This is a genomic window from Methylotenera sp., assembly GCF_013141425.1.
In the GTDB taxonomy this organism is placed as follows: domain Bacteria; phylum Pseudomonadota; class Gammaproteobacteria; order Burkholderiales; family Methylophilaceae; genus Methylotenera.
The window spans coordinates 17,883-33,031 of sequence record NZ_JABFRA010000089.1 but is presented as its reverse complement, the minus strand read 5'-3'; the positions used below and the strand labels follow the sequence as shown (position 1 = coordinate 33,031).

Annotated in this window: 16 protein-coding genes; 1 reads left to right on the top strand and 15 read right to left on the bottom strand. The window is 44.0% G+C overall.

The window, feature by feature from the left end:
- The 13 genes from HOO90_RS07935 to HOO90_RS07875 all read right to left on the bottom strand — a co-directional run.
- A partial coding sequence (locus tag HOO90_RS07935; RefSeq protein ID WP_292841828.1) for a TonB-dependent receptor occupies window positions 1-3,952 on the bottom strand: 3,952 nt, incomplete at its 3' end.
- 74 nt (window positions 3,953-4,026) lie between these two features.
- Window positions 4,027-5,013, bottom strand: coding sequence for a FecR family protein (locus tag HOO90_RS07930; RefSeq protein ID WP_292841826.1), 987 nt, complete (start codon window positions 5,011-5,013; stop codon window positions 4,027-4,029).
- Window positions 5,014-5,057: 44 nt separating this feature from the next.
- Window positions 5,058-5,606, bottom strand: a complete 549-nt coding sequence (locus HOO90_RS07925; protein ID WP_292841824.1) for a sigma-70 family RNA polymerase sigma factor — start codon at window positions 5,604-5,606, stop codon at window positions 5,058-5,060.
- 202 nt (window positions 5,607-5,808) lie between these two features.
- Entirely contained in the window at window positions 5,809-7,248 is a 1,440-nt protein-coding gene (locus HOO90_RS07920) for a deoxyribodipyrimidine photo-lyase (RefSeq protein WP_292841836.1), read from the bottom strand.
- 1 nt (window position 7,249) lies between these two features.
- Window positions 7,250-7,717, bottom strand: a complete 468-nt coding sequence (rlmH, locus tag HOO90_RS07915) for a 23S rRNA (pseudouridine(1915)-N(3))-methyltransferase RlmH (protein WP_292841822.1) — start codon at window positions 7,715-7,717, stop codon at window positions 7,250-7,252.
- Between the two features lie 30 nt (window positions 7,718-7,747).
- Window positions 7,748-8,125: a ribosome silencing factor gene (gene rsfS / locus HOO90_RS07910; RefSeq protein ID WP_292841820.1), complete on the bottom strand. Its 378-nt coding sequence runs from the start codon at window positions 8,123-8,125 to the stop codon at window positions 7,748-7,750.
- Complete coding sequence (gene panD / locus HOO90_RS07905; protein WP_292841818.1) at window positions 8,126-8,506, bottom strand: aspartate 1-decarboxylase; 381 nt, start codon at window positions 8,504-8,506, stop codon at window positions 8,126-8,128.
- A gap of 49 nt (window positions 8,507-8,555) precedes the next feature.
- The gene (gene panC / locus HOO90_RS07900; protein ID WP_292841816.1) at window positions 8,556-9,404 is read right to left on the bottom strand and encodes a pantoate--beta-alanine ligase; all 849 of its coding nucleotides are present in this window, start codon (window positions 9,402-9,404) and stop codon (window positions 8,556-8,558) included.
- Window positions 9,405-9,421: 17 nt separating this feature from the next.
- Entirely contained in the window at window positions 9,422-10,234 is an 813-nt protein-coding gene (panB, locus tag HOO90_RS07895) for a 3-methyl-2-oxobutanoate hydroxymethyltransferase (RefSeq protein ID WP_292841814.1), read from the bottom strand.
- Window positions 10,235-10,246: 12 nt separating this feature from the next.
- Complete coding sequence (locus HOO90_RS07890) at window positions 10,247-10,894, bottom strand: deoxynucleoside kinase (RefSeq protein WP_292841812.1); 648 nt, start codon at window positions 10,892-10,894, stop codon at window positions 10,247-10,249.
- Window positions 10,891-11,427, bottom strand: coding sequence for a 2-amino-4-hydroxy-6-hydroxymethyldihydropteridine diphosphokinase (gene folK / locus HOO90_RS07885; protein ID WP_292841810.1), 537 nt, complete (start codon window positions 11,425-11,427; stop codon window positions 10,891-10,893). Before folK ends, HOO90_RS07890 begins: the two co-directional genes overlap by 4 nt.
- An 11-nt stretch (window positions 11,428-11,438) precedes the next feature.
- Window positions 11,439-12,887 (bottom strand): polynucleotide adenylyltransferase PcnB, encoded by a 1,449-nt coding sequence (gene pcnB / locus HOO90_RS07880; protein ID WP_292841808.1) that lies wholly within the window; start codon window positions 12,885-12,887, stop codon window positions 11,439-11,441.
- A 122-nt stretch (window positions 12,888-13,009) separates the two neighbouring features.
- Window positions 13,010-13,558, bottom strand: coding sequence for a cob(I)yrinic acid a,c-diamide adenosyltransferase (locus tag HOO90_RS07875; protein WP_292841806.1), 549 nt, complete (start codon window positions 13,556-13,558; stop codon window positions 13,010-13,012).
- A 58-nt stretch (window positions 13,559-13,616) separates the two neighbouring features.
- Here HOO90_RS07875 and murI point away from each other — a divergent pair, with 58 nt between their 5' ends.
- Complete coding sequence (murI, locus tag HOO90_RS07870; protein ID WP_292841804.1) at window positions 13,617-14,453, top strand: glutamate racemase; 837 nt, start codon at window positions 13,617-13,619, stop codon at window positions 14,451-14,453.
- Window positions 14,454-14,596: 143 nt separating this feature from the next.
- Here murI and HOO90_RS07865 read toward each other — a convergent pair whose 3' ends face one another.
- Together HOO90_RS07865 and HOO90_RS07860 are read right to left on the bottom strand one after the other, a co-directional pair.
- On the bottom strand, window positions 14,597-14,854 hold the full coding sequence (locus tag HOO90_RS07865; RefSeq protein WP_292841802.1) for a hypothetical protein: 258 nt from the start codon (window positions 14,852-14,854) through the stop codon (window positions 14,597-14,599).
- Between the two features lie 96 nt (window positions 14,855-14,950).
- Window positions 14,951-15,139, bottom strand: coding sequence for a zinc-finger domain-containing protein (locus tag HOO90_RS07860; protein WP_292841800.1), 189 nt, complete (start codon window positions 15,137-15,139; stop codon window positions 14,951-14,953).
- Window positions 15,140-15,149 lie beyond the last annotated feature (10 nt).

Genomic DNA, 15,149 nt, shown 5'->3' with positions numbered 1-15,149 from the left:
ATTTATCAAGTGGTCTGCTAGGTAATGGCAGATCTACGGTTATAGCTTCTGCTTCACTTGTACTTGATTTTTCATCAGAAGCAAACTGGTAAGTGAGAGTCAAGTAGGTAGAGCGTGGTGCGCCCAAGCCTAAAAAGCTGGTGCCTTGCCACTCGCTGCTGTTGTAGTTAAAGCCACTGTCGCCAATGGCACCATTTGGACCTTTTGAGAAAGCGTTTAAACCTAAACGCCCTGCGCTTGCATACTTTTTATCAAACAAGTTATTGATTTGTAAACCTAGTGTCCATTCAGGGTTAAATTTATAGCTACTTTGCAAGTTAAATACTGTATAGCCAGCAGACTTTCCACTGCCAAAATCCGCCCGTGGAACATCGCACTCACTAGGTTGATAAGTGCCATCAGGCTGAAGAAAATAACATGTAGTATGTAGAGGAGTTGCTGCGCCTGCTTTGTGGGCATTATTCTCATTGCCACGTACAAAAGCGTTAGAGTGCATCACCGCATTGAGGCCTATCGCCCACTTATTGGTGACGTCGTAACTAAAATTAGCATTCAAGTTATGTAAAGGGATACCTGGCATACGGTTACCAGGGCTCACGTTAATTTTGCCAAAGTCACTGCGTTTAATAAACACCCCATTTTCTATGACTTCTCTTTCGTCTAATTCATTTGCACCTGCTGAACTGTTGTTTGGGCTATCTAACTTAAATGATGATTGAAACTTCGCGTCCGTAAGTGAGTAATTAAGGCCAAACCGTGCTTTGCCTAGCTTACCTTTGAGTCCCATTTCTAGCCCTTGACGGCTGGTATCACCAATGTTTTGAAAAAAACTTCTGCTTGGGCTAACACTTACAAAATAAATATCATTTTTCAAGTCAGTGCGGTAAACACTGGCATTCCACTCAAAATCATTTGTCCAGTTGCCTCTAGCTCCCAACTCAAAGGTTTCTGAACGTACTTGTTTTAAGTATGGATCACCAGACATTGTGCTAGGTAAATTACAACTACGTCTTTCTGCTAGTGATCTTTCTTGATATTGCACGGGGTCAGTCCCTTCCAACTTAATAAGCGTATCATCATAAGCACAACCCAACTCAATCACAGTAGGCGTTCTAGCGCCTCGATTCCAGTTGCCATACAAGTTAAGAGTTTCTTTCGCTTGCCAGCTCGCTCCTAGAGATGGATTAAATGAGCGATAATGAAAAGTCTCTTTTGCATCTGCAGTCAGTGTGCCGAGGCCATTTTTCTGACCACGTATAATGGCAGTTCTTGGAGAAAAAGGGGTTATACCTTGCGCTATACCTGTTGGGCAAAAGCTGCCATCTACCAGACCTGTGGCAGGATTTATAGCGCCTGTGCATAATTGAAAGATTTCTAATAAGTTTAAAAAAGAGTTGGCATCGCGGTTAAATTTGCCCGCATTGGTGACGGCTAGCACATTGTTCACGGTGGTATAGTTATAGCGAGCTGCAGCAGTGATGTTAAGACTTTTTGTTGGTGCCCATGTTTCGCTGGCGTATAAGCTGCTGGTGTTTGAATCGCCTTTAAAGTCATTTAAGCTAATGGCATGCGCTTCGTCTCTTGCGTAATATTCATAACCTAAAAACTCTGGCGCAGCACGGCCATTACGCTGACTATCTAGCACACCTAAATATTCTGAGCTAGCATACTTGGCATCGGCCATATCGACTGAGCCACCCACCATTAATTTATGCTGATCTAAGTTCCAATTAAGTTGTAATGAGCCACCTGTGCCAATTTGGTCAATCTGCGTATTCGTAATGAGCGCTGTTGGCGTGCCGTCAATATAGCCAGAACCCTGACCATATCCACCAGTATATGCTGAGACAACGCCACCATCCCTAGAAATTGGAAGACCATCACTACCAAGCACTACATACTGAAAACCAGATCTTACAGCGCGAGGAATACGAGCAATTTCAGGCATAGGGTTACCAGAACCAAGATTCACCGAATCTAATATTGTTAATCCGTGATAAAAACCATTGCTATCAGTATAGTTGGCAATATAATAACGATTAACCTCATCTGGGAAAAATACATTACTGCTAGAATCTCCACCTGTGTTGTAGGCGCCGCCTGGGTGCAGACCACCATAGTTTGCGATATTTGCCCCATTCTGAGTTGCAAATATTTTATCTTTCCATTGCTGTAAGGCGAATTGATAATATTGAGCTGGTAAGTTGCTGCCATTGGTTGCACCACTATTAAACACGCCAGGCAAAGTAGAGGGCGTTGCAAAGTCCAATTGCAGAGAGTCAGCGCTTACACGGGGGTCTAAAGTCCAGCTGAGAATGGTGCCTGATACTACGGGTACACCATTTACATCGGTTACCGGAGCTATTCGCCCTTGTGCGGCTTGTACTGCTGCTGACAAATCTGTGTTGTCAGAAAAATTTGTTCCGACCACTAAATCGTTCACGCAGGCATTTAATGGGTCAGTACAAGTGATAATACCTCCAGTTAGCACGCCGGCCACTCTTTCATAAGCTAATGCATTGCCTGCAGCATCAGCTGCAATATTGGCTGCGAAGTCATTGTAATCAGGCAATCCATCGCGGTTTACATCAGAAAATCCTGCCAAAATCTGTTTGCCTGCACCTAGGTCTTTTGGAGAAGCGGCTCCATAAAACTCTTCATTCACATCAGTAGTTTTAGACTTACGCTTACTATTACGGTTGTAAATTTGCCCAGTCACGTTAAACGTATCTGTGACATCCCAAATTCCAGAGAGTTGAAATTGCAGTAAGTTGTTCTTGCTTTCATCGGGCGAGGTATATACTTGGCTACGGTTTTCATTAGCCATTTGCGTAGGTAATAAACCATTACCTGTAAGCTTGTTACCCGCATACAGCATAGATAAACCCAATTGTACTTGGTCATTACGCCATTCGGCTTTACCAAACACTTGGTTGACTTTACTAGGGGAGTTATCACGCCAGCCATCTTCTAAAAAGAAGTTACCTGAGGCAAAGCCTGCAATGACTCCGTTAGTATCACCCGCAGATATTTGTAATTGTTTGCGTCCGTAAGCGCCTGCAAGAATTTCTGCATCTAGTGATTTACCATCAAAGCCACTTTTGGTGCGCATAGAAAGTGCACCCCCCAACGTGCCTAGGCCAAAGAGTGGGTTAGAACCTGGAAACACATCTAAACTCTTAAGTGCGTTCATGGGAATCATGTCCCAGTTCACCACATCACCAAATGGTTCATTCACGCGAATACCATCTAAGTACACTGAAATACCTTGCGCAGTGCCTAGCTGTGGTGATGCGGTAAAGCCACGGTAAGTCACATCCATCTGAAAAGGGTTGCCTTGGTAGTCGTTGACATTGACTGATTGCAAATGGGTGTTCATTAAATCTGTTAAGCTTAATGCGTGTGATTCTTTAATCTCTTTGGCGCTAATGCTTTGTACGTTACCGGGGATTTCTTCTTTGGTTAAGCCTAAGCCAGGCATAGGGCCAACTTCATAGAAGCGCTTGGCGCGGACAACTACTTTGTCGAGTTTAATTTCTTTAGTGGGTGCTGGAGGTGCTGATTTTATTATTGAGTAGCCACCATTGGCGTTGCTGGTGGCTTCTAAGCCTGTGCCTTTTAGTATTTGCGCAAAGCCAGTTTGTGTGGTGTATTGGCCGTTTAAGCCGATTGCGGCTTTACCTTCTGTCAGGTCTGGGTTAAATACCAATACTACAGCAGTTTGTTGGGCAAAGCGGTTTAGAACTTGGGTGAGTGAGCCAGCGCCAATATTGTAACTTTTAGGTTTTTGCGCTTGTTGGTACGCGCTACTGGCGTCGCTAATAACTGTTTGATTTTTACTTAAATTTTTAGTTATATTTTCATCAACGGTTTGGCTAATGGCCAAGTTGCTGGTTAGCGAGCAAACTAAGCTACAAACAGAAGCGAGTATAGCGGGTTGAATCTTTTTCATGCAAAATATCCCTTAATTTTACTTTCACTCTATATGACGCATGAGAATATAAAAGGGACAGTGAAATATAAAAATTATTTTGCCTGAACAATCATTACATTGTTCTGTGGTTTGCGTATTTGTATGGGTAACTTGTCAGCCAGCAAGTGCAAGCTTTGCTCAATATTATGGAGCGGTAACACGCCCGAAACCCGCATTTGGCTGATTTCAGCTTGGTTGAATTGAATTTGCACTGAGCTATAGCGTTGCAGTTCTACCAGCACTTGATCGAGCGCTTGGTTATCAATTGCTAAGGTACCAGTTGACCAGCCGGAAATACTTTCTGCATCTACATTGCGCGCTGAATCGATGTGTTTGGAACGCATCGTTGTACTTTGGTTTGGGTGCAAAGTAATGCAGGTTTTATGGTTAAAGCTAAATAAGCTAGGTTTAGTACAGGCTTCAACTTTAGATTCAACCACTGCAACTTGGGTGGCTTCTGCATCTGTTTTAACATTAAATTTTGTGCCCAATGCCTGGGCAGTGCCTTGCTCGGTAGCAATAATCAGCGGGCGAGATTTGTCTTTTGCTACGGTGATTAGCACTTCACCTTGGTAAAGTTTAATTAAGCGTTGATGGCCGCTAAAGTCAATATCCAGCGCGGTATTGGTGTTTAGCATGAGTGTGCTGCCATCGGCCAAAACAATACTACGTTGTACGCCAATCGCAGTTTTATTCTCGGCTAACCAAACTTGTGCGGGTTGGGTTTGTAGAGCGGAATAACTAGAAACTAAGGCCAGCAAACCAAGTGTGATGCCTTTGCCATGTTGTGCGATTTTTTTAATGGATTTACCAGATTTTAAGGCAGATTCTATGCTGGCTTTTGCGGCGTTTGGTTCAATGTCGCCAAATTTACCCCACATGGATTCGATGCGCTGATAAGCTAAGGCGTGCGCAGGGTTTTGGTGTTGCCACGCGGAAAAATTAGCAAAGTCTGCCGCGCTTGCTGAAGCAGAGTGCAGTTGCAGATGCCACTCTACAGCTTTTTCAATAATGCTTTTAGGGATAGTATTTTCAGTCATGTTGAACTAAATAAAGTGATCGCTGGTATCAAATCTATTATGCTCTAGCGGATTTGGTCTGGATAAGCCACTTGGTAACAATGTACCATGGCACGGGCAATGTATTGCTTAACCATGCTAGTTGACACGCCCAATTCTTTGCCTATTTCCGCGTAGCTTAAGCCATCTAGGCGACACAATAAAAATGCACGATAGACTTTCTCTGGTAAGCCTTCTAGTAGCGCAGCAATTTCGTTGAGCGTTTCGATGGATTCTTTTATCTGCTCGGGAGTGGCAATAAAGTTGTTGGCTTGTTGCTGGTAGAGAGCTTCTAAATATTTGCGTTCTATATTACGTTTGCGCAATAAATCAATAAGTAAGCGCGTGGCGGTGGTAGTAAGAAAAGCCCGTGGCGTTTTGATGACTTCTACGTTGGCTGAGTGCGCAATTTTAATAAAAGTCTCTTGCGCCAAATCTGCTGCATCAAACGGGCAGGCTAATTTTTTTGATAACCAAGTCAGTAGCCAAGGGTGATTACTCGCGTATAAATCACCAACATCCAAAATATGGCTGTTAGGCAACTGAAAACTACCGGAGCTTTGAAAAGTTGTCATTTGAGTGCGTTTATTCTATACATTCGTTAGATAGATATTTAGATTAGCAAAAATAATGCCACTTTTAAATATTTTATAACCAATTGATTTTTATTATTAAATTAAATTTTCGGTGTGATTTTATTAAATTGTGGTGGTTTATTTCAGCCATGTGGTGGTTGTAATGAACCGCATGGTGTTAAATATAAAAAGCGATATTCCACTATTTTGATTGCTGTTTATATAAATTGAGTGCTTTTACACGCTGACTTGAATGGTCAACCACCGGGGCGGGGTAGTTTTTACCGATGACTAGATTGATTTCTTGAAGCCGCAATGGCGCGATAAGCCAAGGTGCGTGAATTTCTTTGTCATTGCATTTTGCCAATTCAGGCACATACTTACGAATAAATTTGCCTTGGGCGTCAAAGCGTTCACTTTGCGTGATAGGGTTGAAAATGCGAAACCAAGGTTGTGCATCACAACCCGTGCTGGCCGCCCATTGCCACCCTCCGTTGTTAGCGCTTAAGTCAAAATCAATGAGTTTTTCTGCAAAATACTGTTCGCCCCAACGCCAGTCGATGAGCAAATCTTTTACTAAAAAACTAGCTGCTACCATGCGCAAGCGATTGTGCATAAAACCTGTTTGGTTGAGTTGGCGCATGGCGGCATCGACCAGTGGATAGCCCGTGTTTCCCTCACGCCATGCTTGAAAAAGCGCTTGGTTGTTTAGAAAAGCTAGCCTTTCAAACTCCGTTTTGAAAGATTTACCAAAAGCCACTTGCGGATTATGATGCAAAATTTGCACGTAAAAATCACGCCAAATAAGCTCGTTAAGCCATGTTTCAGCACCAATGCTCTGCGGTGCAGTATTGGCGTGGCTTCTAGCGTGCCTTGCTAAATGGCGTATGGAAACTGTACCAAAGCGCAAGTGCACCGATAAATATGAAACGCCTTTAATTGCAGGAAAATCGCGTGCTTCTTTGTATTTATCCATACGATTTTCAAAATCTGAAAATAACTGCAAGCCGCCGCTCATGCCTGTAGGAAGCTGCATATTGGCGAGATTGGTGCGCACAAAGCCTAAACTTTCAAGGCTAGGTAATTCTGTGGGCGAAGTTTGCGCTAAATGATGAATATAAGCATCCACAGGATAAGGCTGCACAAAAAAATCATTTACTTTTTTTAGCCAAGCGTTCTTATATGGCGTAAACACGCCATAAGGCTTGCCCGCAAGGTTGAGTACTTCGTCTTTTTCAAAAATTACATGGTCTTTGAAATGATGAAAAGCGATATTGTTTTTGCTTAAAGTTGCCGCTACTTCTGTGTCACGCGCAATCGCCTTTGGCTCATAATCATGGTTGGCAAACACCCCATGGATATTGGCTTGCAGGGCAATGGCTGGAATAAGTGTTCGCGCACTACCATGTAGTATCATTAAATCGCCACCTTTGGATTGCAGGGCGGATTTTAGCTCGCGCACACTTTCCCAGATGAATTCTACGCGACGGTCTACTTTATCATTCAGTTGGTCCAGTATGTCGGTATCGAACACAAAGACGCAAAGTACCTTATTTGAGGATTTAAGTGCATGGTAAAGCGCGGCGTGGTCATAGTCACGCAGATCACGCCGAAACCAAACGAGAGATTTATCGTAACGCATATTACTCGCGGTGATAGGGATGTCCCAGATTGACCGAATGCGCTCGGTAAAGTTGCTCACACAACAACACGCGAACAAAAGCGTGTGGCAAGGTCAGCTTGGATAAGCCCCAAAGCCAATCTGCTTGCTGTTTAAGGTTTGCGTGCAGGCCATCTGCGCCACCAACCACAATGCTCACATCGCGCCCTAAACCTTGCCAAAACTGCAATTTTTCAGCCAGTTGCAAAGTGCTGACTTCTTGCCCGCGTTCATCGCAGGCGATTAAAAAATCTTTGCCAGTAGCCTCTAAAATGCGCTTGGCTTCGGCTTCTTGCACCACCGCACTATTTTTGCCATCGGCACGTTTATCGGGCTTGATTTCAATAACATCAATGGTTAGTTCGCGCGGCATGCGCTTGGTGTATTCTGCGCAAGCGGCATCAACCCAACTTGGCATTTTGTGGCCGACAGAGATAATACGAAGTTTCAAGCATTACCTCTGTGGACAAATGATAGTAACTTACTCGGCTTTAATATGGCCGCGGCGGCTTTCAGCTTCGCCCCATAATTGCTCTAGGTTGTAATAGGCACGCGTGGTTGGCACCATAATGTGTACAACGATGTCGTCTAAATCGACTAGCACCCATTCACCTTCTTTTTCGCCCTCTGTACCGCGAATGTGATAACCTTTTTCTTTAAGCTTCTCACGTACATTGTCTGCCACGGCTTTGGCTTGGCGGCTTGAGTTGGCAGAAGCCACAATCATATAGCTGGTCATGCTGGTCAGTTTGCGCACGTCCATTACGTTGATATCGAAGCCTTTAATATCTTCAATTGCGTCAACAACCGCTTGTTTCATGGTGTCTAAATAGTTTACTGCTGTTACATCAAGTGTCATTTAAGCGGCCTGTGCTGGAATTGCGTTACGTTGCGATTGTATACGGTTTTGTTCATCCACATACACGAGTTGGGGTGAGAATTTTTGTAGTTCTAATTCGTTATAATTGGCATAGCTGGCAATAATCATAATGTCGCCAGGTGCCGCTTTGTGGGCAGCAGCGCCATTGACTGAGATAATGCCAGAACCACGTTCAGCAAGAATTGCATAAGTGCTAAAGCGCTCGCCGTTGGTTACGTTATACAAATGAATTTGCTCATACTCACTAATATTAGCGGCTTCAAGCAAGTTTTCATCAATCGCACAGCTGCCTTCATAATGAAGTTCGCTGTGAGTCACATGTACGCGATGAAGCTTAGATTTAAGCATTGTTCTTTGCATGTGCATAACCGTTTTTAAAAAGGGACTGCATTATAGTCTTTTCAAGCACTTAGCGCAAAAATTCAATATTATCAATCAGTCGGGTATTGCCTAATTTTGCCGCGCCAAGCGCCACTAATTGATTATCAGCATCTGTGGCAGGCAATAGCGTTAGGCTAGAGCGAATCGAAATATAGTCTACCAGCCAGCCTTGGCTAGTTAGTGTTGTTTTGGCTTGCTGCTCAAGTTGATGGTAATCTGTTTTACCCGCGTTTATAGATTTAACAATGCCCTGCAGGGCGCTATTTAATTGGCTTGCAGAGACACGTTGCGCATCAGTTAAATAGCAGTTACGAGAACTCATGGCTAAGCCACTTGGCTCGCGTACTGTATCCACGCCAATAATTTGAATGGGCAGATTAAACTGTTTAACCAGTTGTTTAATAATGAGCAATTGTTGAAAGTCTTTTTGACCAAATACCGCAATATTGGGCTGCACGATATTGAACAGTTTCAATACCACTGTAGCAACGCCAGCAAAGTGACCTGGCCGTGAGGCACCACATAGCTCGCTTGCGATTGGCGGCGGCGTGATGGTCATGGTTTGATGCAGGCTTTTACCATCAAAATCGGCATACATTTCTTCAACAGTGGGGACAAAGACGATGTTAGCTCTTGCGGCTTTTAGTTTTTCACAATCCTCCTCCAGTGTGCGTGGATAACTGGCCAAGTCTTCATTTGGCCCAAATTGGAGTGGGTTCACAAAAATACTTACAACCACACATTCAGAATGCTGCTTAGCTACTTCAACTAATTGAATATGCCCCGCGTGTAAGTTGCCCATGGTCGGTACAAAGGCGATATTGCTGTGGTTTTTTAAGACGCTTCTTAATTCGTCTATGGTTTTAATGATTTGCATAGGGGGAAGGGACGTATTTAGTAGCTATGCTCAAGCGCAGGAAAGCTTTTATCTTTGACGGCCTTCACATAGGATTCGACAGCGGCTTGTACACTGTTGGTATCTTTTAAGAAATTACGCACAAAACGCGGAGATTTGAACTCAGTCGGGTTTTTGTGGGCTGGGCCTGTATAGATACCCAGCAAGTCTTGCGTGACTAACACTTGTCCACTGCAATCAACCCCGGCACCAATGCCGATGGTGGGTGTTTTAATGGCGTCGGTGATTTTTTTGGCTAATGCCGCCGGTACCATTTCCAGCACAATAAAACCGACACCTGCTTCACTCATGGCGATGGCATCATGCAAGATTTGTTGTGCGCTTTCATCGGTTTTACCTTGAATCTTATACCCGCCCAGTTGATTAACAGACTGCGGCGTAAATCCCAAATGTGCGCAGACAGGAATGCCGCGCTCAACTAAGTAACGTGCGGTTTTAACTTTACTGCCGCCACCTTCAAATTTCACCATGTGCGCACCAGATCGAATCAGCCACTCTGCATTTTTATAGGCTGCTTCATTGTCATGCTCATAACTACCCAGTGACATATCGGCAATAATAAAAGTATTAGGTGCCCCCGTAGCAACACTTTTGGTATGGTAGGTCATGTGGTGCATGCTTACGTTTAAGGTATTCTCGGCGCCTTGCAATACCATGCCAAGCGAATCGCCCACTAATAATATATCCACCCCCGCTAACTCCATGAGTTTGGCAAAGGAGGCATCATAACAGGTGAGCATGGCGATTTTTTCGCCATCAGCCGCCATTTTTTTTAGTTGAGCTAATTTCATGCAGTTTCTAATTTAATCAAAGTTTGGATTAAAGAATTCGCGCTGACCTTTAATCTGCAAGATTCGGTTCAGTAGCAAGTCTAACGCGTCTGGATTCTTGAGCACGTTCAGTTTTTCGTTGTTTACAATTAATACGGGTGAAGCGTCATAATTATGAAAAAATTCACTGTAGGCATTGGCTAAGCGTTCGATGTATTCCCGCGGAATGTCTTGTTCGTAACTCACGCTGCGCTCTTCAATGCGATCCATCAAAGCGTCGATGGGAGTCTGCAGGTAAATGACTAGGTCGGGTTTAGGTGCTTTGAGCTGTAAATGCGTGTAAATGTTGTGATAAAGCGCATATTCTTCATCGTCCAAATTCAGCCGTGCAAATAAGGGATCTTTTTCTAAGAAAAAATCCGCCACAATCGGCTTGGCAAACATGTCACGCTGGCTTAAATCTTTAATCTGATTCGCGCGCTGAAATAAAAAGAACAACTGGGTCGGTAGCGCATAGCGTTGTGCATCTTGATAAAAACGCGGCAAAAATGGGTTGGATTCAGCTTTTTCAGATAAATAATCAACCGGAAAACGATCCGCCAACATTTTGGCCAGCGTGGTTTTTCCGCAGCCAATCGGGCCTTCAACAACGATATAGGGGTATTTGTTAAAAATGCTCATGCAACTGATTTACCTGTAGTTTCACTCTGTTTGGCTGAGGCGGATAATCGATTTACGCCGATAAAATGGTTGTCGCGAATCAATTCCGCTATTTTGCCATGATTTGGTATTGATAGCGTTGGTGCAATTTCAAATAATGGCAATAATACAAAGCCACGCGTGTGCATGCGCGGGTGCGGCAACGTGAGTCTGGCGGTATTCATGCAAGTATTTTCATACAGTAATAAATCACAATCCAACACTCTTGGGGCGTTTTGATATGGTCGCTCACGCCCAGCTTGGTTTTCAATCGCAAATAATGCTTCTAATAATTCTAACGGTGATAATTCGGTTTCAAGTTCTGCCACCGCGTTTATAAAGTCAGGCACAGGATTTTGTGGGTGATTTATACAATCTATAGGTGCAGTTTGGTACAAAGAGGACGTTTTAATGACGCGAGTATTCGGAATATTGTTTAGCGCAACATAAGCAGAATTTACCTGCGATACTGGATTCTCCAAATTACTTCCGATTGCGACAAAGGCTTGTTTCATAAAACGCTTAATTACTCGGCGGCGTTGTTAACAGCACTCGTGCCAGCCGCTTTTTTGCGGTTTCTTTTTTTACGTTTTTTAGGGGAGGTGTCCGCTTGCAACATCGCTGTCCGTGTTTCACCTTCTGCATTTGCAAAGTTTGTCCACCATTCACCAAGTTCCATCGGCAACTCGCCTGATTCGCAGCGCAGTAATAAAAAATCATAGCCTGCACGGTAGCGTGGGTGCGTGAGCAAGCTAAACGGCCGTTTGCCAGCACGTTGTTCAAAGCGCGGTTGTAAGCCCCAAATCTCTTTCATAGTCGCGGTATAGCGGTTGTGTATCGCCAGTTTTTCAGCCTGCGTGGCAATCACTTCTGACATCGCCATGTGAAGTGCGGGAATCGCATGATGACCATCCGCTTTGTAAGTTTCCCATGCGGCTAACATTTCATGCCAAAGCAGAGTGGCGAATAAAAAACTTGGGTTGGCTGATTTACCTGAAAGTATGCGGTCGTCGGTGTTTTTTAGCGCCAGCATGACAAAACGTTCACCCATGGGTTGTTCCAGCACAACATCTAACATCGGCAATAAACCATGATGCAAGTGTTGCTCGCGTAAAGCATTGACGCTTTCCATGGCATGACCCGAAAGAAATAGTTTTAGCATCTCGTCAAACAAGCGACTTGGCGGCACGTCTTGCAGTAAGTCTGCCATTTTTGCGATAGGTGCTTGTGTTGCAGCGTCTATCTTTAAGCCTAGTTTGGCGGATAGTCGCACTGCACGTAGCATTCGCACTGGGTCTTCCGCATAGCGCGTTTCTGGCTTGCCTATCATGCGTAGTAAGCCCGCTTTTATATCGGCATAACCGTCATGAAAGTCTAATACCTCTTGGCTGGAAGGGTCGTAATACAAAGCGTTAACCGTAAAGTCACGGCGTACAGCGTCATCGATAATCGAGCCAAAGACATTGTCGCGGATAATGCGTCCTGATTCTGCCACTTTCGCATCGCTACTGTCTTCAAGGTGACTGCCACGAAAGGTTGAAACTTCGATGGTTTCATCCCCAAATAAGACGTGCACTAATCGAAAGCGTTTGCCGATTAGACGTGAGCGACGAAAAATGCGATTGACTTCTTCAGGGGTGGCATTGGTAGCTACATCAAAGTCTTTTGGGACGCGATTTAGTAGCAAATCACGCACTGCGCCTCCTACTATAAAGGCTTGGTAACCCTCTTTGTGTAGCCCTTCTGTGGTTTTGAGTGCGGCATTGCTCAATAGATTGCGGTCAATTTTATGGGTTTTATGCGGAATGGTGAGCGCGCCATGATTGACGGAATCGGCATTTTTATGACGTGGTTTTTTTGTACTTAATACAGCGCGGTGCGAGTGATGGTGTTGCGTATTAGCAGGCGTAACTTGACTATGTTCTGGTTTAGCGTGTTTGGGTTTAAAAATTCTATCGAGCAGTCTTTTAATCATGGTCGAATTATAACGTACTGTGTGAGGTGCCAAAAAAAATTAATTGCCTGAACGCTTGTCATGCCAATGTTTAAAGCGCAAATTTTGGAGGTAAATTCAAGTGTTAGATTCAAACGTTATATTTAATCGTGCTCATTCTTCCACAAAACGTCATTTATACCCGCCTCTTTATTAATGATGCGACACATCACAAATAACAAATCTGATAAGCGGTTTAAATACTGTAAGGAGATATCTGTTACTTTTTCGTTTCGGTGAAGCTCTACCAATTTACGCTCCGCGCGCCGACAAACTGTGCGAGCTAAGTGGCAATAGGCAGCAGCTTTTGTGCCGCCGGGTAAAATAAATTCTTTTAAAGGCGCAAGATTGGCATTGAGTGCGTCGATAATCTCTTCTAAATTTTCAATACGTTCTTGATGCAAAATCACGTAACCAGGAATGCAGATTTCTCCACCGACATTAAATAAGTCATGCTGAATTTGAATAAGTGTGGGCCGCAAAATGTCTGGTACGGCTTCCGTTAGCAAAATGCCGATGACGGAATTTAGCTCATCTACATCGCCCATGGCCTCTACACGTAGGCTGTCTTTATTAATGCGACTGCCATCGCCTAGCCCCGTGGTGCCATCGTCGCCCGTGCGGGTGTAAATTTTACTCAGTCTATTTGCCATATCTTGCTTACGTTGAATTAATCTATAATCGACATATTGTAACTGATGACTGCATGCTATGACGGCTCAATCTGACATTTGTAATTTTCAACATCGGCCGATTGCGGTATTTGATTCTGGCGTGGGCGGGATTTCTGTTTTAAAGCATATTCACGCACTATTGCCAAATGAGCAACTGCTGTACGTGGCAGATAGCAAATACGCGCCTTATGGCAACAAAACTGCCGCTGAAATTCAAGCGCGCTGTTTTGAGATTGCAGATTTTTTAATCGAAAAAAACGCCAAAGCCTTGGTGGTGGCTTGCAATACTGCCACAGCCGCCGCAATTGATGTCTTACGCGAAAAGTATACCTTACCCATTATAGGCATGGAGCCGGCCGTTAAACCCGCGGCTGAAGCTTCCAAAAATGGCATTATTGGCGTGCTGGCGACAATTGGAACACTTAAAAGCGCGCAGTTTGCAGGTCTGTTAGAAAGTTATGGGCGAAATGTAAAGGTTGTTACGCAAGCCTGTGTTGGGCTGGTGGAATGCATTGAGCGAGGCGAGTTGAATGCCGATGCTACGAAGGCTCTAATTAAGCACTATTGTGCACCCTTACTGGCAGAAGGCGCCGATACCATCGTGTTGGGCTGTACGCATTATCCCTTTGTACGTCAATTGATTGAGCAAGTGGTTGGGTCGCAAGTGGCGCTAATTGATACGGGTGCGGCAGTTGCTAAACATTTAAAACAACAGTTGCAAGCACATAATCTGCTTTCAAATAATCAGCAATCTGCCGCTGTACAGTTCTGGACCAATAGTGAAATTGAGAATGCCGCACAGGTGATTGAACTGATGTGGGGCGCTAAGGCGAATATCAGCATGCTGTCACCTGATGTGGCGCTTACTAGCTAATCATTTTATTGCAGAGCACGCGTTCTTCGTACTTCGATTTCATCATTTACTTCTTTGAGAAAAAATTCAATTTCTTCGCCCTCAGTTGTTACTGTTACCATCACTTCGGTTTTGTTCAACCATTGGCATGTTGCCCATAGTTGCTATTCTTCAAAGCTATCTTCTGAATCGCTTACGGGTAGTTCAGACCGCAACTTGCTTGTTTTACCTTGGCTTGCGTTTAGCTCATTTACTATTTTCGTATAAGCTGATTGAAATGAGCTTGTATGGAATACGCAGGTTTGCGTTTCAATATAATCGGGTAATTTCTGCAATTTCTCACAAGTGGGTTTGGTATGCGTAGTTTGAGCGTCAGCAGCACGATCAGCGGAAGAATGATTTTTACAAGCAGTGATAGCCAATGCTAATACCATAATAAGAAAAAATCTAACCGCTAGAACTATGCCTTAGATCGAATATGAAACTAAATGTGCAGCAAAAAGAGAATTGTAGTGGCGTTAGTGGTGACTAGGCACTTCACCTGCTTTAAGCTTATATTTTGAGCCGCAGTAAGGACAGGCCACATGCCCAGTTTTCGCCACGTCTAAAAATACACGTGGGTGAGATGACCAAAGCGCAACCTCAGGTGAGGGGCAGTGTAGCGGTAGGTCTTTTGCTGAAACTTCGATTTCTTGAGCGTTGGACATATCTAAAATG